Raw genomic sequence first — 17,207 nt, forward strand, 5'->3', positions numbered from 1 at the left:
CGGGCTCCAATCACGGTGCGTCAGGTTTTTCATTAGCTTTGAGCCCAGTACCTCTTTTTCGGATAAAAGTGTGATACCAACATTTCAGCCGAGTACGTCTTTGAGGTCGGCGTGGTTCGCTAGTTCCTTCCGATCTTCCGGCAGTCCGTCGTTACATACCTCATCTCGAAGGTTCTGCCACTGCTCGTGTCTCACAAGCACCTGTACCGGGACCGGTATCTGCAATATCTTTGCGATCGCAAGCCGATGGCTTCCCTTTCCCTGATGGTGAATCTTTCCGTTCCGATCGATGACGACGAGGACCTCAAGCTTCTGTCCGTATCCGCTTCTTTGCCTCGTGTTTTCACCATCTTTCGCTCGTCTGTAGCCGTTGTTTTTTATATCCTCATACAGTGACTCGACGTACTCACATCGTTCTTTCACCCGCTCCTCGTTACCATTATATTTTGATCTAAACTTTTCAAAATATATCGTTTCTTCCCAGTCCTTCTGCTCTTCAAAACGTTGCCGCAACCCCGCGATCGTCTTATCCTCCGAGGTTGGAACGAGGTTGGCCTCGGCATCCCAATTCCCCCCTTTGACCTTGCCCAAGCCGTTACGTGGTGTTGAAAACTTGTAATGTCTGTGTTCAACGTTTTGTGGATCAACGACTATCGGGCGAAACGGAGACGGCGGCGAGTCATATCTGACCCTGTTCGACAAACCATTTTTAAACGTATGTATTTTGAACAGCTTTTGATCTATTGAAAATTGTTGGTTGATGAAATTTCTCGACTGTTTAGAAAATGCTACTATGCCCTCCTCTCGAACTATTTCGGCGGCCCGCTTCGCATAGTAGCTGACCATGTATTCGTACTTGGGATATTTGTTCAGCTTATTTATACTCTCGCTCTGGGGTAAATCAATACTTGGGATCATTGGATAATCCACCTGATGTTAAACGTTTTGTTGGACCCAGACGCCGATAATTCGAGTATATTTCGAGGGTGGACGTACCGAACCCGGAGGTTAAAATCCGTTGCTGGAGTACCGGGGAGATATGTGGGGAACACGGGATTTCTCCTACCGAAAGCTTCGGAGGAAAATCACCCAAGACGGTGTGTTAGATGCGGTAAACGCCACCGCCGAATTGCCTTTTCGGAGCCTTGTTGCCCCGCCAATATTCGATTATCTGATTCGACACGATCATGTTCGTCCGATCCCACGTCACGAGCTTTTAAGCCTCGCGACGGAGGTTGCCCGCGTGGAGGATTCCGACGAGGAGCCGTTCGCAGCGGCCATCGGTCCCGGGTACGTGTGTCCCTCGACGGGTTTGGTCATCACCGGGGACGGGCGACCAGTCAGCGAGTCCGTCGGGCCGGCTGGAGACGAACATAACGGCGTGATCAAATCGGTCGTTCGACTCGCGTTCGTTGACGGCATCGATCTCTTTCGGACGGTCATGACCCACGATGTGGAGACGCTCGCGGATCAGGCAGTCCGGTTGGATACGATCTGTCCACTATCACATCGGTATATAAATTATTATCACTGGCTCGTTGAGACTGTCCCTCGAATCCGATATGCACGGGCATACGAGAACCGGACCGACGACGAAGTGACGTATCTCCTCCGGTCGGATGCTCCTCCATACGTCGATGAAACGCTCAACCTTCTTGGCATCCCGGAGAATAAAGTCGAACGAGCGACGGGGTCGATCTACCGAGGATCACGGGTGGTCGTCCCGGCGTTTCCGGCACGGACTGCGTCCGACTATCGCTGGATCCGTAACGCCATCCTTGAGAAGGTAGCAGCATCTGACACCGTTATGACTGGTGGCAAAAACGTGTATATTTCACGTGCTAACGCGATAGAACGGCGGATTGTTAACGAAGGGGCCGTTATAGATTCCCTTTCGACATTCGGTTTCGAACCGTATCTCCTTGAGGAGCGGTCCGTCGCGGAAAACGTCCGCCTGTTCCATGAGGCGGATGCCGTGATCGGCGTACACGGTGCCGGGTTGACCGACCTCATCTACTGTGATGATGCCACGGTGTTCGAGCTGTTCGGTGCGAAGGTTAAGGGACCGTATAGACGACTGGCGGACACGATTGGTGTGCAGTATCAACCGATTCAGTGCCGGCCCGCTTCGACCGATGTCTTCGTCGACATCGACCATCTAGAGCGAACCCTCACCAACGTTCTCGATCGGTGACTTCTCCACTCGTCTTTCGATGAATGTCCGAGAGATCTGGATGGGTGAGATAGTGGCGGATCTCATTTGGAACGGATCCCGGTGTCTCCGCTATGCGTTCCCGAACCTGCTGCCATCGATCGTGGCGGGCCGCGATCCGAACCGGAATCTCCTCAATTTCGAGTATCTTCGCGATTGCGAGTCGATGCCGTCCGTCAACGAACAGATACCGACCATCCCGACCGATATCGACCGCAACCTCATCGTGTCGATTGAATCCATCGCCACTGACATACATATCAGGAGGTATATAATCGCGCTCGACGAGTTCCCGCTTGCTGCGATAGCCTTGCTCACGGATACGTTGATACAGTCGATCGACGTCAGCACAGGCGTCCCATACTTCGCTCTCACTTGAACATCCCCGCCATCTGGTCACACCCCGATTAGCATGTGTGATCACCTGCTGAATGAACTCGATGTCACTCCACTCATCGCCGTGTTTGAATCGCCTGTGGAGCGCCTGCACCACCGGTAACTCCTCCACGGTCTCCTCGTTTCGATCCCATTCACCGGCTTGAACCGTTCCGAGATCCTGCCATTGAAACCGTCCTGGATTTGGTCCTCTCCCAGTAACTCGGGTGATCTCAGAGGGGTCAACGTGAACGATCTTAAACGGATCCGCAACGGCAGTGTGTGGATAGGAGTTCCACCAACAAAGCAATCTTTGATACCGCGGCCGACCGTATAGACCCTTTTTGCCAAGTTCATGTCGAAGATACCGGGGTACGAAGCGGGCTGATTTTCTCATCAGAGGGACGAATCCTTCGGAGCGCCACACCCGTCGCGCCCGAAAAACGAGGTTCTTCATCTATCCAAGAGGTCCTGTAGATCGGGATGCGCTTCGCTGATCTCCTCTGGCACGTCACTCGACCGTCGAACGGTACTGCGGATCCGTTGCCACGCGGCGTGCCGGGTCCTGACGAGCATCGGTACCTTCTCGATATCCAACACCCTCGCTATCGCCAATCGATGGGTTCCGGAATACTTCTTTCCAAGGCTTCCGTCCCTAAAGATGTTGACGGCGATCTCGTTGAGTGATGGATGGATCGCATCGTTGTTGCGCCGAACCGTGTCTTGAGGATTCATACGAAGCAGCTCTGTCTGTGATCTGTACCCGTTCTTTTTGATCGACTCATATACCGCCTCGATCCGTTCGACGGCGTCATGAAATTCCCCTTCCGGGAGATCGCGTTGCTGGTAGAGTTCCCACAGTTCCGTGTGTTTCCACTCAATATCCTGTCGGTAGTGCTCTTCGACCGCCACGAAGAATGGATGCTCCTCAAGCGGTGTTCGCTCAAGATCCCACGTCCCTCCGACGACCCGCCCCCATCCACGGGGAGGCCCGCTGTAATAATACTCGACGGCATTCGGATCGACATAAATGTACTTAAATGGATCCGCATCAGTATATCTCGCGAATCCCAGACCGCGATGAGCGCGTATTCCCGTCCGAAACATCGCTCGTCCGACCCGCTGGTTTCTGAAACAGTATGGACCGAGTGTTCGCCAGAGGAACCACCCCACTTCGTTTCTAAGGTGTGTTATTCCCCCCTCACGATACATCTCCCAAGCCCTTCGGATCATTTCGGTTGCGTCCTGTTATCCATGAAGAGGGCTATTCCTTTCTATCGGAGCCCGTGTTTGGTTGTCAATCGCTCTGAGTGGCTCAGAAGGGCTCAGCATTCGTAGCCGATCACGAACGCATCTCTCGAAAGCCCGTTGGCGGCAGTATGTCCTTTCGGGATATTTATATCGACGGTGTCTCGTACGTAGCGGCGTGACGGATGTCAGGTCCCCAGCCCGGTTCCCACAAGCGGACGATCACCGTCCACGAGCTGCTGGAACGGAGCGCCCGTGCCGCGCTCGATCTCCAGCGGGAGGATGGATCGTTTCCACCGGGTCAAAACGGGGTCTATGATGAGCCTGAGACGCCCGTGCGGACGACATCACACTGGTTAACAACGTTGTCGAAGGTTTATGCGCTCACCGGTGAGAGGGTATTCGCTGACGCAGCCAGTGACGCCGCCGATTATCTACTCGGTGATGACGCTCGACCTCACGGCAACACTTTTTATTCGCGAACCGTGGCCGATAAGGACGCCTGTGACGGAGTGATCGGACAGGCTGCACCGATCAGGGGCCTTTCGTTGGCGGGAAGAATACTCGATCGAGAGGAGTTGTACAAAACGGCGGAAGAAGTGTTTTTTCTACATCCATTCGACCGACGTCTCGGCCTATGGGAACGAGTTGAAATAGATGGTGAACGGCTGTCGTTTGATCGGACGGTAAATCACCAGTTGACCTTTGCCGCCGCCGGTGCTGAACTGCTCCGCTCGGTGGAGACGGTTAGGGATCCCCTTGAGACCTTTCTTGATCAACTGGAAAAAAACATGACGCAGCGGAAGAATGGCGTCATCAGACATTACATTAATCCCCCGGTGAGCAAGGTAATTCGGACGGTTCTCGGACAACCCCGGCATTGGCCGCTGTTATGGAATATCCTCGCTTTCGGCTATCACTCGTTCTCCGAGGAGAGACGTCGAAAGGAGATCGGTTATCTCCCCGTCGTCGTGTCCTCGTTAGCCAGGCTTCATCGGGAGTTTCCGGACCACGAACTGTGGCAGCGTGGCAGTATCGACACGGCAGTCGAGTATCTCACCTCACGCGATTCCGATGGTGCATATCGAATACGGACCGCTGCCTCTGGAAGCATGTTGCCGGGCATCGAGGCGGGATACGGACTGTTCGTCTTCGGATATATGGACCCGTGTCGGGATCTGATCGCCGCGGATATCTCGGAGCATTTCGATGCTGAACGTGGGTTATTGGATCGAAACGCGACCGATCCGATATCACAGTCCTCGAAGATATACAACCTCGCACTCTTTCCCGACCCACAGTTCACGATTAGGCTATAAAACGTCGTGCAGATCGGGGTGGGGCTCACCGTCCGCGGTTCCGTCCATCGCGACGGCCGCCCGATGCCGTTGCCACTCCTTGTGTCGGATTAACACATGCACTGGGATGGAATCGATATTCAATATGCGGGCGATCACCACCCGATGGTGTCCATCATGAAGCAAGAGTTCACCATCCCTTCCGATCAGCACAGATACCCCCGTCGGATCCCGGGTGCTCCAGGGGCGTCGTGGGTCCGTCACCGGATCCCGCTGATCGCTTTGATACCCGTTCTGTTTCATATCGAGATAGAGCTCGTCGACATACTCACACCGCTTTTGTAGAAACTCCTCACTCGTCGTATAGCCAAAGAACTCACCGTCGGACTCGATACGATCTCTTCCATGTCGGTAGTATGCGGTTTCGGTCCACGACTTGCCCTCATGGAAGCGCTCGACGAGCCCCTTGTATACCTCGGTCTCCGTGAGTTTCACTCGGTGGCTGTCCCAGTCTCCATCGAGGATCTTTCCGACGTATCTATCCTCCGGGATGAACCGCGATTCGGAACGATAGCTGATCGCGGACGGCGAGACCCGGATCGGATTCAATGGCTCCGGTATCGGGCCTGGATTCGTCACGCTCAGTAGCCGCTTACGGGCTGCCAGTCGATATTCAAGCGGTACCGTCCGTGCATACAGGGCGCCCGCTATTCGGCGGGTGTACCTAGATAGTCGATCCATATTCGCTTGTCTCCTCGATCGCGGTACGCTGTTCCCGACGGTTCATCCTCGTATTAGCGTTCATTGGCTCGTTTTATTTCATTTTGAAAGAGTTCGTCATACGACGCGATCGCGACGCTCACATCGAAGTCGGTCGCACGCTCATACAGCGTTTCCGCGTCGTGTGGATCCCTGAGTGTCTCCTCGATGGCGGTAGTCAATGCGCGATCATCGCCGACCGGTACGAGCCTTCCGTATGTTCCTCCACTGAGAATTTCGGAGGGGCCACTCCGACAGTCCGTCGACACCACCGGACAGCCGCAAGCCATTGCCTCTATCAACACGAGGCCGAATCCCTCGTGTGTCGATGAGAGAACAAACACGTCCGCGGCGCCCATGTAGCGGTACGGATCCTCGATGAATCCCGGGAAATAGACACGCTCTTGGATCCCGAGCGCCGCTGCTTGCTCCCGTAATGCCTCCGTCTCCGGCCCACTGCCAAACAGGACGAGACGTCTGTGATCCCCGTTCAGTCGTGCAAACGACGCAAGCAGGGTATTGAACCCTTTCTGTGGTTCATGACGCCCGCCCGCCAGTATAACCTCCGTCGACTCATCGAGAAACCACTCATGCTGTACCGGTTTGGATGCGTTCTCCCTGATCTGCTCTACCCGCACCGGATTATAAATCATCGAGACGGCTGTCTCCTTCAGCAACGTCCGGTCAAGGAGTTCACGGCGAACACCCTTCGAGACTGCAACCGCGTGGTCGGCGAGCGGATAGCCGATAGACGCACCGAAGCGCACGAGTCGATCCTTGTTATCGCTCAGTCGGTGCGACAACACGTTGTGTTCGCTAATTACGAGCCGTGTTCCAGTACGGGACAGTCGATGGGCTGCGATGGCGATCAGGTTCGGCTCTGTCATCATCGAGTACAGGACGTCCGGGTCGTGTGCGTTGAGGTACCGACGGAGCGGGAGGAGACTCGTGGCCACACGGTCCGCTCCGAGGTTGATGACTGTGACCTCGTCAGGTACGTCGGTGAGCAACTCACCCGACGCGTCGACGAGTACCAGATCGACGTCATACCCCCGGTGGGCCAATCCGCTGGATAGATCCAATGCGACACGTTCCGCCCCACCGATGGTCATCGACGTGAGAAAGATAGCGATCGAGTTTCGTTCCGCCATTGGGTTATCTCACAGGGAGTGTTCGAGCCGTTAAACCCCTTCTGGGTGCCTACTTCGATAGTTGTGGGATCCACATTCCCCAATCAATGTGATTTTTAAGTAACCGCTCGTTCGTGTCGGCAGGGATAGTTCCACCATGTCGGATCGAGGGCCGCCACGTGTGTCCATCATCGTCCCCGTCTACAACGATCCCGACGGCATCCGAACCACCCTTAAGTCCCTCCTCAGCCAATCCACCGATCCGGCACAGATCATCGTCGTCGACAACGGCTCAACCGATCGGACCCCCGAAACCGTCCGCTCTTATATGGACGATCACGCCAATCTCGCCCTCCTCTTCGAACACGAGATCCAGTCCTCCTATGCCGCACGGAACACGGGTATCCGCCACACCGACGCGGAGATCCTCGCCTTCGTCGACGCCGACATGACCGTCCCGGAGGACTGGCTCGAATCCGCGATCGAAACGTTCCGGATCACCGATGCCGGCTACATGGGCTGTCCCGTCGAACTCACGCTCCCGGAGAACCCGCCACTCCCGGCCCGCTACGACCACCACACCGGTTTTCCGGTTGAGGGGTACCTCGAGTCCCAACACTTCGCCCCGACCTGTTGTCTGTTCGTCCGTCGCGCGGTCTTCGAGGACGTCGGCCTCTTCGATCACCGCCTCGAATCCGGCGGGGACAAGGAGTTCGGCAACCGGGTCCATGCCGCCGGCTACGAGCTCCACTTCGCCGCGGACGTCACCATGTACCACCCGACGAGGAACACCCTCAGAGCGCACATGAAAAAGGACCGCCGCGTCGGCCGTGGCCTCTGTCAACTCCAGCGGTACCACCCGGAGCGCTACGGCACGCCCGGGGTTCCACCGCGACCGTCGGGGATCAAACGTCCCGAGCGCGACCTGTCGCCGCGGGACCGGGTGGCCTTCGGCGCGCTCGGAACCGGCCTCACCGGCGTGCGTGCGCTCGGCTATTACGAGGAGTTCCTTCGGGGCTCGTCCCCTGATCCCGCCGACGGGATCCCCGAACTCGGCCGGATGGACGGCTGACGACAAAGTATTTCAGACCCCGCAAACACCCTCCAGCCATGCAAGCGATCGTCCTCGCCGCCGGCAAGGGCACCCGACTCCAGCCGCTCACCGACGACCGGCCGAAGGTGCTCGTCGAGGTGAACGACAAGCCGCTCATCGAGGACGTCTTCGACAACCTGATCGGGATCGGCGCAAGCGAGCTGATCGTCGTCGTCGGCTACAAGGCCGAACAGATCATCGACCGCTACGGCGACAGCTACGAGGGCGTCCCGATCACCTACACCCACCAACGGGAGCAGCTCGGGCTCGCCCACGCCATCCTGCAGGCGGAGCCATACATCGACGGCCCGTTCATGCTCATGCTCGGCGACAACGTCTTCCGCGGCAACCTCGGCGACGTGGTCAACCGACAGGGAGAGGAGCGGGCGGACGCCGCGTTCCTCGTCGAGGAGGTCCCCTACGAGGAGGCGAGCCGCTACGGCGTCCTCGACACCAACGAGTACGGCGAAGTCGTCGAAGTCGTCGAGAAGCCCGACGATCCGCCGAGTAACCTCGTCATGACCGGCTTTTACACCTTCACGCCCGCCATCTTCCACGCCTGCCACCTCGTGCAGCCGTCCGACCGCGGCGAGTACGAACTCCCCGACGCGATCGACCTGCTTATCGAGTCGGGGCGAACCATCGATGCGATCCGCCTCGACGGTTGGCGCATCGACGTTGGCTATCCCGAGGACCGCGACCGGGCGGAAGAGTGGCTCGACGAACTGGCTGCGAATAGCGACGAAGCCACTGAGGAGAGCGAGAAACAGCCGACGGATGAAGACGTCGCCGCCGAGAACTGACCGACGGCTCACCCGACACGACGACACCTTTTCTTGATCCGGGAACAACCCTTGAAGAGACTCTCATGCAGGACCTTCCGCCGTATCCCCCGGTCGATGACGCTCCCGACGTGTTCGCGTCCGGCCACCTGTGGGTCGAGGAGCTGGTCGTCGGCGAGCCGCTTCGATTCCGGCTGACCGACGCCGGATTCCTCGTGTTCGGCGACGCCGAGCGGGTCTTCGAGCATGGATCGATCCCGCTGCGCTACCGCCACGCCGTCCGTGCGGTTCGTGAATCGTTCGCCCGCGATGCGTTTCGGGAGGCCGTCGATGACCCCGAATCGGTCACGTTCGGCTGCGTCGCGGTCCACCGTGTCGACCGAACCGATGCGCCGGCACCCGCATACGACTGGGCACGGACGCCCTCCGTGCTCGGCACTGATGTACACGACGCGACACAGGATCGATTCCTGCCGCGCGACGCGGTACAGTCGGTGTTCGAGCGGGTCGGCCTGCGTGCGGTCGACCCGATCGCGAAGGAACTGCGCGCCGCCGATGTCGATCCGGCGTCGTTCCCGATCCCCGACTCCGCGTGGTATGACGGTCCCGCCGCGGGGGTTGTGTTCCACAACAAGCGCGGCGGACGGGCGATCCGGGAGCGACGTCCCGACGGGGCGAGCGCCGAAGTCGGTATCGGGAACGACAACGGTCCTTCCGGGGATTCCATCGAGCGTCTCCTCGACGAGCGCGTGACCGATGCGTGGCTCGACCGCGTATGGACCGCCTGCGAAGCGGCCGAGGACCCGACGACCGTCGAGACGCTCACGGAGCGCGCCCTCGAACGGCTCGCCCGCGAGACGTTCGCGCTGTCCGGTCCCGATGCACCGACCGAGTCCGAGGTACGCTCCGCGCTCGCCGCTCGCGTCGATCGCTATTGCCGAACCCGGGCATGAGACGGCCCGAGAAAGCAGATGACGGCCGGGATCACCAGGTCAATCCCTCGTAGGTGATCCCTTCCCGACGCTCGATCACCCGCCGACCGTCGATCACGACGGGGGTGGCCATCGTGTCGAACGCATCGTCGAGCGCGGCGAACTCGTCCCAGTCGGTGACGACGAGCGCGCCGACGGCATCCGCCAACGCGTCGGCCGCGGTGTCCGCATACGCGATCTCGGGGAACCGCCCGCGCATCCTCTCGGTCGCGACCGGGTCGTAGCCCACGACCTCGGCGCCGCGCTCCAGCAGGCCCTCGATGACGGGGATCGCCCGGGAGTTCCGGATATCATCGGTCCCGGGTTTAAACGCGAGCCCGAGCACGGCGACGCGCTCGCCGGCGACGTCGACGTGCGCGTCGAGGAGTTCGAGGAGCCGCTCCGGCTGTCGGTCGTTCACCGCGACGGTCGCGTTCAACAGGGCGGGGTCGTAGCCGACCGCCCGCCCGGCCGCTCGCAGCGCGTCGACGTCCTTCGGAAAACAACTTCCCCCGTAGCCGACCCCCGACCGGAGGAAGCGCTCGCCGATCCGGTCGTCGAGCCCGACGGCGGCCATCACCTCGTAGGCGTCGACGCCGAACTCCTTACAGAGGTTTCCGAGGTCGTTCGCGAGCGAGATCTTCGTCGCGAGCGCGGCGTTGTTGGCGTATTTGATCATCATCGCGGTCTCCGGGTCCGTCCGCACGATGGGGATCTCCCGTCCGGCGACGATCGGTTCGTAGAGCCGTTCGAGCCGATCGAGGGCCCACTCGTCGTCGGTGCCGAGGACGATCTTATCGGGGCTCTGGAAGTCCGCAACCGCCGAGCCCTGCCGCAGGAACTCCGGGTTCGTGGCGAGTGAGAGACGATCCCGTAGACATCCTCCCGTCCCGTTGCCGTTCGATTCACCTCCCTCATCGCCCGCTCCGTCCGCCACACCGTCAAAGAGTGCCTCACGAACCGTCGCGATCGACGGCGGGGTGACCGTGCTTTTGATGACGACGAGTCCCCGCTCGTCGGGCTCCAGCCCCGCGAGCGTCGTTCCGACGTCACGAGCGGCCGCCGAGAGTGCGCTCACGTCGATGTCGCCGTCCTCGGTCGAGGGCGTCCCGATCGCGAGAAACGTCAGATCGGAATCGGCGACGTCGTCGGCGGACGTCGTCGCACGGAGTCGATCCCCCGCGTGTCGTTCGAGGAGCGCGTCGAGCCCCGGTTCGTGGATCGGTGCGTGTCCCTCGTTCAGCGCCGACACCACCTCGGGATCGATGTCGATGGCGACCACCTCGTGTCCCGCCTCCGCGAGACACGCCGCGAGCGTGGTTCCGACGTAGCCGCTTCCGACGACGGTGACTTTCATATTTGGGCCTTCCGCGCCGGGGTCAAAGAGGGTTCCGTGCGCGGCTCGCCGGTCGGTTGCCGGCGGTCAGACTCGGCGGCCACGCTCGGCGCTCACGTCCGATCCAGTCACCTGACCACTTTCACCGCCCTCGGCGACCCCTTAAATACGTTCACGGCGGATCCTCGATCGAATGCAGGTCTCGGATCTCCCGCTTGCGCCGACGTTCATCGATCACTTCGAGACGGCCGGTATCACGACGCTTTATCCGCCGCAGGCGGCGACGGTGGAGGCCGGGATCTGTGCGGGTGAAAACGTCGTCGCGGCGATGCCGACGGCCTCCGGCAAGACGTTCGTCGCGCAGTTGGCGTTGCTCACCGCCGACGGGCCCGGGCTCTACGTCTGCCCGCTGCGTGCGCTCGCCCGCGAGAAGTACGAGTCGTTCGCGGCGCTGCCGGGGATCGACGTCGGCGTCTCGACGGGCGATTTCGACGCGACCGGCGAGGAGCTCGCGGACAACGACATCGTGGTGGCGACGAGCGAGAAAGTGGATTCGGCGATCCGCAACGGCGCCTCGTGGGTGAGCGATCTGGCCTGCGTCGTCGTCGACGAGGTTCACCTGCTCGACGCCTCCCGTCGTGGCCCCACGCTTGAGGTGACCGTTGCCACCCTCCGGCGACGCGCCCCGGACGTGCAGGTGGTCGCGCTCTCGGCGACCGTCGACAACCCGGCGGCCATCGCGGAGTGGCTCGACGCCGCGTTGGTCGAATCGGACTGGCGACCGGTCGACCTCCGAACGGGGGTGTACGCCGACGGCGAGGTGACGTTTCCCTCGGGTCCGCCGCTATCGGTGCCGGATGCACCGACGCCCGATGGTGAGGAGACGGACGCCGCGATCAAGACGGCGGCGACGGCCGCGCTGGTCGGCGAGGCGATCGACGGGGGCGGACAGTGTCTCGCGTTCGTCCGGTCCCGGCGCGAGGCGGCCGCGCTCGCGGAGCGACTGGCCGAGGAGGGCCTCGCGGAGCGATTCGGCGTCGCCGAGGAGGCGGCGGCCGCCGCCGAGGAGGCTGCGGACGTCGATGGAACCGTGACCGGCGCGCGGTTGGCCGACTGCCTCCGCGCCGGCGTGGGCTTTCATCACGCGGGCCTGCGGGCGGGCCATCGGGCGGTCGTCGAGCGGACGTTCCGTGAGCGCTCGCTCGCATGCATCTGTGCGACGCCAACCCTCGCGGCCGGGGTGAACGTCCCCGCGCGTCGGGTCGTCGTCCGCGACCAGGAGCGGTACACCGGCACGGGCATGGAGCCCGTTCCCGTCCTCGAGGTCCACCAGATGTGCGGGCGTGCGGGTCGGCCGGGGTTGGACCCGCGTGGGGAGGCGGTGCTCGTGGGCGATACGGGATCGCGTGCGGCGCTGTTCGAACGCTACGTCGAGGGCGAGCCGGAGGCGGTCGAATCGAGGTTGGCGGACCCCGGTGCGCTCCGCACGCACGTCCTTTCGGTGGTGGCGACGGGATTCGCGTCGACGGAGGCGGAGATCCTCGACGTCTTCGAGGGGACCTTTTATGCCCGAGCGACGGGCGCCGGCGGGCTCGCCGACGCGGTCGCCGACGCGGTCGACGACCTCGTCGCGATGGGGATGATCGAACGGGACACCGCCGGCGGGGTTGAAGCGTATCGGCTCGTCGCGACCCCCGTCGGCGAGACGACCTCGAAACAGTACGTCCGCCCGGAAACCGGAGAACGGATCGTCGATGGGTTGCGGACCGCCGTGGCCATGGAACGACCGTCGACGCTCACCGTTCTGGAGGTCGTCTGTGACACGCCGGACATGGACGATACGTACCTCGGGAACCGCGAGCGAGCCGATATCTATCGGTTCGCGAGCACCCACGCGTCCGAGTTCACCACGGGCATGGGCGACGTGGATGACTTCGAGGGGTGGCTTGAGTCGGTGAAGACCGCACGCATCCTCTCGGAGTGGATCGACGGGGAAACGACGGAGGCGCTCGTCGAGCGCTACCGGATCGGTCCGGGGGACCTCGATTCACGGATCGAGCGGGCGGAGTGGCTGTTGAGCGCGGCGGACGCGCTCGCGGAAACGATCGACGTGGCCGTCCCCGAGGTCGGTCGAGCCCGTTCGCGATTGTAACACGCATCGAATCGAAACTCGGGCCACTGCGTGTCATTCGCTCCCACTCGCAATTGTTGCCGAAACCGATATCACCCACGGCCTTGACCGGCCGGACATGGCCGACGATCCGTTCGCGAACATGCTGGCACAGATGGACCGCGCGGAGGAGTATGCCGACGTCGACCACGGCGTCTTCGAGCGGCTCAAACATCCCGAGCGGACGCTGAAGGTGACGCTCCCGGTCGAACTCGATGCGGGCGACGTCGAGGTGTTCACGGGGTTCCGATGCCAGTATGACAGCGCGCGCGGTCCGTTCAAGGGTGGGGTGCGCTACCACCCGACGGTCACCCAGCGCGAGGTCGAGGCGCTCGCGGGCTGGATGACCTGGAAGACGGCGCTCGTCGACCTGCCATACGGGGGCGCGAAGGGCGGGGTGATCTGTGAGCCGAAGGATCTGACCGAAAACGACCTCGAACAGCTCACTCGACGCTACACGGAGGGAATTCGCCGGATGATCGGGCCCGAGATGGACGTTCCCGCGCCCGATATGAACACGAACCCCCAGACGATGGCGTGGATGATGGACACCTACTCGATGTACGAGGGCTACACCGTGCCGAAGGTGGTGACGGGCAAGCCGGTCGAGATCGGCGGGACGCCGGGACGTGTCGAGGCCACCGGCCGCGGGGTCGCCATCGTCACCGAGCGACTCTTCGAGTACCTCGGCCGTGACCTCTCGGAGGCGACCGTCGCGATCCAGGGGTTCGGCAACGTCGGGTCGAACGCGGCCCGGCTGCTCGACGAGCAGGGCGCACGGATCGTCGCCACCTCCGACGTGACCGGCGCGGCCTACGACCCCGAAGGGCTCGACGTTGAGTCGCTCGCCAGACACGTCGGCGCGGGCGGGCTCATCGAGGAGTACGTCGCGGGCGACCTTCGCGGTGACCATCCGGAGCGTCCCCGCTGGGATGATCCCGACCTTATCGACAACGCCTCGTTGCTGACGCTCGACGTCGACGTCCTCATCCCGGCGGCCGTCGAGGGCGTGATCACCGCCGAGAACGTCGACGACCTGCGGGCTGACGCGATCGTCGAGGCGGCGAACGGGCCGACGACGGTCGCCGCCGACGAGGTGTTAACCGAACGCCACGTGCAGGTCGTTCCCGACATCCTCGCGAACGCCGGCGGGGTGATCGTCTCGTATCTGGAGTGGGTTCAGAACGCTCAGGAGTTCTCCTGGCCGCTGGCGACGGTGAACGCGGAACTGGAACGGCGTATCGGCTCCGCGTTCGATCAGACGATCACCCGCTTCGACGAGCGGGACATTCCGGACCTCCGGACGGCCGCGTACTCGCTGGCGCTCGAACGAACGGCGAGCGCCCATGAGTACCGGGGCCTGTTCCCCTGACGCGAACCGCCGTTTTCCCGCTCGGACGGGTTCGATTGCCCCTGTCGCTATCCGCGAGACGGGTCATCTCGGTCGATACCGGCGGGTACGCGTCTCACGGACCCGCGTCGGAACTGAAGGGTAGGCCATATATGTGTACGGCTCCTAGGTGGGGTAGGTGCAGTTGCCACCGGTTCGACGCCCGGTCGACCCCACCATCCACCCTATCAACAATGTCAGGCCGCGTGTTCCGACTTCATTCGACGCTCGAACTGCCACTCGAAGACGTAGAGACGTACTTCGATGAAGACCCCGATCTCCCGCCCGAGATCGACGACATCGACATCACGCGTCGAAACAACACCCTGATCATTAAGGCCATCTCCGATGACGAAAGCATCAGCAAGTACACGCCGACGGCCCAGCTGAAGGCGTCGGTGACCGAGACACGGGTGTATGAGGAGGAGCCGCCGCGCGCCGGCGGCCCGCAGTGGATGGACGACGACGAGGAGCCGATCCCGTCCGAGCTCGTGGAGTTCGCCTGTTTTAAAGGCGACCGCGAGACGGTGCTTCAGAACACCGCGTTACAGTACCCGATGTTCCTCGTGCTTCGCGAGTTGGCGCTCCTCTCGGAGAAGGGAACGCTCACCGCGATCACCGAGCAGGGTGGCGAGCTGGAGGCGACCCGGATCGTCGAGGGCGAGCGCCGCCCCGCAAGCGTCGAGGTCGTCGAAAGCCCACAGGGTGCCGGCGAGGGCGACAGCGGGATCAACTGGCGGGACAACAAGTTCATCAGCTGAGGCGGGTCGTGTCCGCGGCGACGCTTCCTCCGTCGCCAGCGTCGTTCCGTTTTTTCACCTCATCGACCGTCCAGAAGCCGGGGAGGCGGGTTAGTGTTCGATCTTCTGTTCGAGCTCCGCCTCGAGTTCACGGGCGTCGATCGTGCCCGGCTCGTAGCTGAACAGCCAGCCCCGCGGGTCGAGGGTGATCGAGATTTCGTGGATCTCCGTGCTCGTCTGGTAGTAGTTCACGACCGTGACGAGGAGGACGCCACCGATGGTGTTGCCCAAAAGGACCGGAAGCACGAACTGTGTCGCCCCCGTGAGCAGGGCGATCTCCCCGAGGAAGACGAGGTACATGACCTCCGTGCTGGCGACGACGACGTGATACAGGTTGCCGAGGGGGATGGCGAGAAAGGCCATATATACGAGGAAAAAGCGGGTGACCGAGTCGGTGACGCTGAAGTCCATCCAGACGACGCCGGCGACGATGAGCCCGGCGAACATCGCTTTAAAGAACAGCGACCACCACTCGGTCTCGACCCCGGTCATCCCGATCTCGACGGCGGTCATGGCCGCCCCGGGCGAGAAGACGCCCCCGAACGCGAGCACGACCGCGCCGAGCGTGCCGCCGGCCAGGTTGCCGACCAGCACGAGCCCCCACATCCGTAACATCGCAGGGATGCTCGCGATGCGATCCAACACCAACGCGACCGGCGGGAGCGTGTTCTCGGTATAGAGCTGATAGTTCCCGAGGATGATGTATATAAAACCGATCGGATAGAGGAGCGCACTGGCGAGCACCGCGCCGTCCGTCGAGTGGGTCATCGAGACGTACAACAGGACGGTGATCGTAATGGCGAACCCACCTGCGAGGCCGCTCGCGAGAAGCTCGCGCGCCGGCCGATGCATCTCCTCGTCCGCTTCGATGACGATCCGTTCGTATATCTCGTCGGTGCTGAGTCCGTGACGGAGGATCCGATTCCGGGTGTCGTCTTCCATCATTAAATAAATTGTTTTCGAGTAATAAAGACCCGTCTATTCCAGCAACCATATGTGTTGAAAAATAGACCGTCGCGTTCGCAAAATGACCGAGATGATCCGTGGTATTCCCGGATTCACGCCGGCGTTATTAGGCTCCCTGCCCCTCCCGTTCCGGACCCGAGCCACCGTCGTCCTCGGTTTCGAACAGGCCGTCGGTGATCGCCGTCGCCGCGGGGTCGATCCCGACGTAGAGCCGCACCCCGATGATGACCACCGGCGGGACGGCCACGAGCAGGAACGCGAGGTCGTACAGCCACATCGATCCGCCGAGGATCGGTGCTGCAACCCCGGCGAACCCGCCGTGCGCGACGAGGACCGCGACGAGAACGACGAGCCAATGGACCACCGACGCAAGGTGCTCGACCACCGCCTCGGGTCCGGAGAGGGCGGAGCGAGTTACCGCCGCAAGCCGCGGAGCGGCGACCCAGAGGGCGGCGACCAGCACGGCGGTCGCGACGGTGCTCACGAGCGCGGCGAAGGAGACCGGTGTCGCCGGCACAAGCCGATCCGCTCCGGGCAAGAGCGTGAGCAGGTACGCCACGAACAGGACCGCGGTCGCGCCGAGCAGCAACTTCACGAGCGTGTGAACGGTTCGACGGTCGGCCGGTCGCGTGAGTCGTCTGGTCAATTACCTCGGGGTCAAGCCCCGAGGCTTGTCA

The 17,207-nt window shown here is 61.7% G+C and carries 16 protein-coding genes; 9 read left to right on the forward strand and 7 right to left on the reverse strand.

What is annotated here, in order from left to right:
* Positions 1-84 precede the first annotated feature (84 nt).
* The gene (locus tag CHB65_RS00980; protein WP_089383175.1) at positions 85-918 is read right to left on the reverse strand and encodes a hypothetical protein; all 834 of its coding nucleotides are present in this window, start codon (positions 916-918) and stop codon (positions 85-87) included.
* 325 nt (positions 919-1,243) lie between these two features.
* Between CHB65_RS00980 and CHB65_RS00985 the strand changes: the two genes are divergently transcribed.
* Positions 1,244-2,194 carry a glycosyltransferase family 61 protein gene (locus CHB65_RS00985; protein WP_179213548.1) on the forward strand — a complete coding sequence of 317 codons (951 nt, stop codon included), beginning with the start codon at positions 1,244-1,246 and terminating at the stop codon, positions 2,192-2,194.
* Between the two features lie 40 nt (positions 2,195-2,234).
* Positions 2,235-2,591, forward strand: coding sequence for a hypothetical protein (locus CHB65_RS00990; RefSeq protein WP_143420330.1), 357 nt, complete (start codon positions 2,235-2,237; stop codon positions 2,589-2,591).
* 449 nt (positions 2,592-3,040) lie between these two features.
* On the opposite strand, the gene CHB65_RS00995 is transcribed toward CHB65_RS00990, so the two are convergent.
* Entirely contained in the window at positions 3,041-3,694 is a 654-nt protein-coding gene (locus tag CHB65_RS00995; RefSeq protein WP_089383178.1) for a hypothetical protein, read from the reverse strand.
* Positions 3,695-4,020: 326 nt separating this feature from the next.
* Here CHB65_RS00995 and CHB65_RS01000 point away from each other — a divergent pair, with 326 nt between their 5' ends.
* Positions 4,021-5,154: a hypothetical protein gene (locus CHB65_RS01000; protein ID WP_089383179.1), complete on the forward strand. Its 1,134-nt coding sequence runs from the start codon at positions 4,021-4,023 to the stop codon at positions 5,152-5,154.
* On the opposite strand, the gene CHB65_RS01005 is transcribed toward CHB65_RS01000, so the two are convergent.
* Entirely contained in the window at positions 5,149-5,742 is a 594-nt protein-coding gene (locus CHB65_RS01005; protein ID WP_089383180.1) for a ParB N-terminal domain-containing protein, read from the reverse strand. The two genes, CHB65_RS01000 and CHB65_RS01005, sit on opposite strands and share 6 nt — an antisense overlap.
* 185 nt (positions 5,743-5,927) lie before the next feature.
* On the reverse strand, positions 5,928-7,043 hold the full coding sequence (locus tag CHB65_RS01010) for a glycosyltransferase (protein WP_089383181.1): 1,116 nt from the start codon (positions 7,041-7,043) through the stop codon (positions 5,928-5,930).
* Positions 7,044-7,179: 136 nt separating this feature from the next.
* Between CHB65_RS01010 and CHB65_RS01015 the strand changes: the two genes are divergently transcribed.
* The 3 genes from CHB65_RS01015 to CHB65_RS01025 all read left to right on the forward strand — a co-directional run bounded on the left by CHB65_RS01015 (position 7,180) and on the right by CHB65_RS01025 (position 9,850).
* A complete protein-coding gene (locus tag CHB65_RS01015) occupies positions 7,180-8,094 on the forward strand; it encodes a glycosyltransferase (protein WP_089383182.1) in 915 nt (304 codons plus the stop codon).
* A 38-nt stretch (positions 8,095-8,132) separates the two neighbouring features.
* Entirely contained in the window at positions 8,133-8,918 is a 786-nt protein-coding gene (gene aglF, locus CHB65_RS01020; RefSeq protein ID WP_089383183.1) for a UTP--glucose-1-phosphate uridylyltransferase AglF, read from the forward strand.
* Between the two features lie 65 nt (positions 8,919-8,983).
* A complete protein-coding gene (locus CHB65_RS01025) occupies positions 8,984-9,850 on the forward strand; it encodes a hypothetical protein (protein ID WP_089383184.1) in 867 nt (288 codons plus the stop codon).
* A 31-nt stretch (positions 9,851-9,881) separates the two neighbouring features.
* On the opposite strand, the gene aglM is transcribed toward CHB65_RS01025, so the two are convergent.
* Positions 9,882-11,225 (reverse strand): UDP-glucose 6-dehydrogenase AglM, encoded by a 1,344-nt coding sequence (gene aglM, locus CHB65_RS01030; RefSeq protein WP_089383185.1) that lies wholly within the window; start codon positions 11,223-11,225, stop codon positions 9,882-9,884.
* A gap of 172 nt (positions 11,226-11,397) precedes the next feature.
* Here aglM and CHB65_RS01035 point away from each other — a divergent pair, with 172 nt between their 5' ends.
* From CHB65_RS01035 to CHB65_RS01045, 3 genes are all read left to right on the forward strand, one after another.
* Positions 11,398-13,356 carry a DEAD/DEAH box helicase gene (locus CHB65_RS01035; RefSeq protein ID WP_089383186.1) on the forward strand — a complete coding sequence of 653 codons (1,959 nt, stop codon included), beginning with the start codon at positions 11,398-11,400 and terminating at the stop codon, positions 13,354-13,356.
* A gap of 97 nt (positions 13,357-13,453) precedes the next feature.
* Entirely contained in the window at positions 13,454-14,746 is a 1,293-nt protein-coding gene (locus tag CHB65_RS01040) for a Glu/Leu/Phe/Val family dehydrogenase (RefSeq protein ID WP_089383187.1), read from the forward strand.
* A 212-nt stretch (positions 14,747-14,958) separates the two neighbouring features.
* The gene (locus CHB65_RS01045; protein ID WP_089383188.1) at positions 14,959-15,525 is read left to right on the forward strand and encodes a DUF7110 family protein; all 567 of its coding nucleotides are present in this window, start codon (positions 14,959-14,961) and stop codon (positions 15,523-15,525) included.
* A 90-nt stretch (positions 15,526-15,615) separates the two neighbouring features.
* On the opposite strand, the gene CHB65_RS01050 is transcribed toward CHB65_RS01045, so the two are convergent.
* Entirely contained in the window at positions 15,616-16,506 is an 891-nt protein-coding gene (locus tag CHB65_RS01050; protein ID WP_394335398.1) for a formate/nitrite transporter family protein, read from the reverse strand.
* Between the two features lie 130 nt (positions 16,507-16,636).
* The gene (locus CHB65_RS01055; RefSeq protein WP_089383190.1) at positions 16,637-17,176 is read right to left on the reverse strand and encodes a hypothetical protein; all 540 of its coding nucleotides are present in this window, start codon (positions 17,174-17,176) and stop codon (positions 16,637-16,639) included.
* Between the last annotated feature and the right edge of the window lie 31 nt (positions 17,177-17,207).

This window comes from Halorubrum vacuolatum, from assembly GCF_900188065.1.
GTDB lineage: Archaea > Halobacteriota > Halobacteria > Halobacteriales > Haloferacaceae > Halorubrum > Halorubrum vacuolatum.

Coding starts and splice junctions, on each gene's coding strand:
- CHB65_RS00980 (WP_089383175.1), bottom strand. CDS start 918: ATGATCCCAAGTATTGATTTACCCCAGAGCGAGAGTATAAATAAGCTG.
- CHB65_RS00990 (WP_143420330.1), top strand. CDS start 2,235: ATGGGTGAGATAGTGGCGGATCTCATTTGGAACGGATCCCGGTGTCTC.
- CHB65_RS00995 (WP_089383178.1), bottom strand. CDS start 3,694: ATGTTTCGGACGGGAATACGCGCTCATCGCGGTCTGGGATTCGCGAGA.
- CHB65_RS01000 (WP_089383179.1), top strand. CDS start 4,021: ATGTCAGGTCCCCAGCCCGGTTCCCACAAGCGGACGATCACCGTCCAC.
- CHB65_RS01010 (WP_089383181.1), bottom strand. CDS start 7,043: ATGGCGGAACGAAACTCGATCGCTATCTTTCTCACGTCGATGACCATC.
- CHB65_RS01015 (WP_089383182.1), top strand. CDS start 7,180: ATGTCGGATCGAGGGCCGCCACGTGTGTCCATCATCGTCCCCGTCTAC.
- aglF (WP_089383183.1), top strand. CDS start 8,133: ATGCAAGCGATCGTCCTCGCCGCCGGCAAGGGCACCCGACTCCAGCCG.
- CHB65_RS01025 (WP_089383184.1), top strand. CDS start 8,984: ATGCAGGACCTTCCGCCGTATCCCCCGGTCGATGACGCTCCCGACGTG.
- aglM (WP_089383185.1), bottom strand. CDS start 11,225: ATGAAAGTCACCGTCGTCGGAAGCGGCTACGTCGGAACCACGCTCGCG.
- CHB65_RS01035 (WP_089383186.1), top strand. CDS start 11,398: ATGCAGGTCTCGGATCTCCCGCTTGCGCCGACGTTCATCGATCACTTC.
- CHB65_RS01040 (WP_089383187.1), top strand. CDS start 13,454: ATGGCCGACGATCCGTTCGCGAACATGCTGGCACAGATGGACCGCGCG.
- CHB65_RS01045 (WP_089383188.1), top strand. CDS start 14,959: ATGTCAGGCCGCGTGTTCCGACTTCATTCGACGCTCGAACTGCCACTC.
- CHB65_RS01050 (WP_394335398.1), bottom strand. CDS start 16,506: ATGGAAGACGACACCCGGAATCGGATCCTCCGTCACGGACTCAGCACC.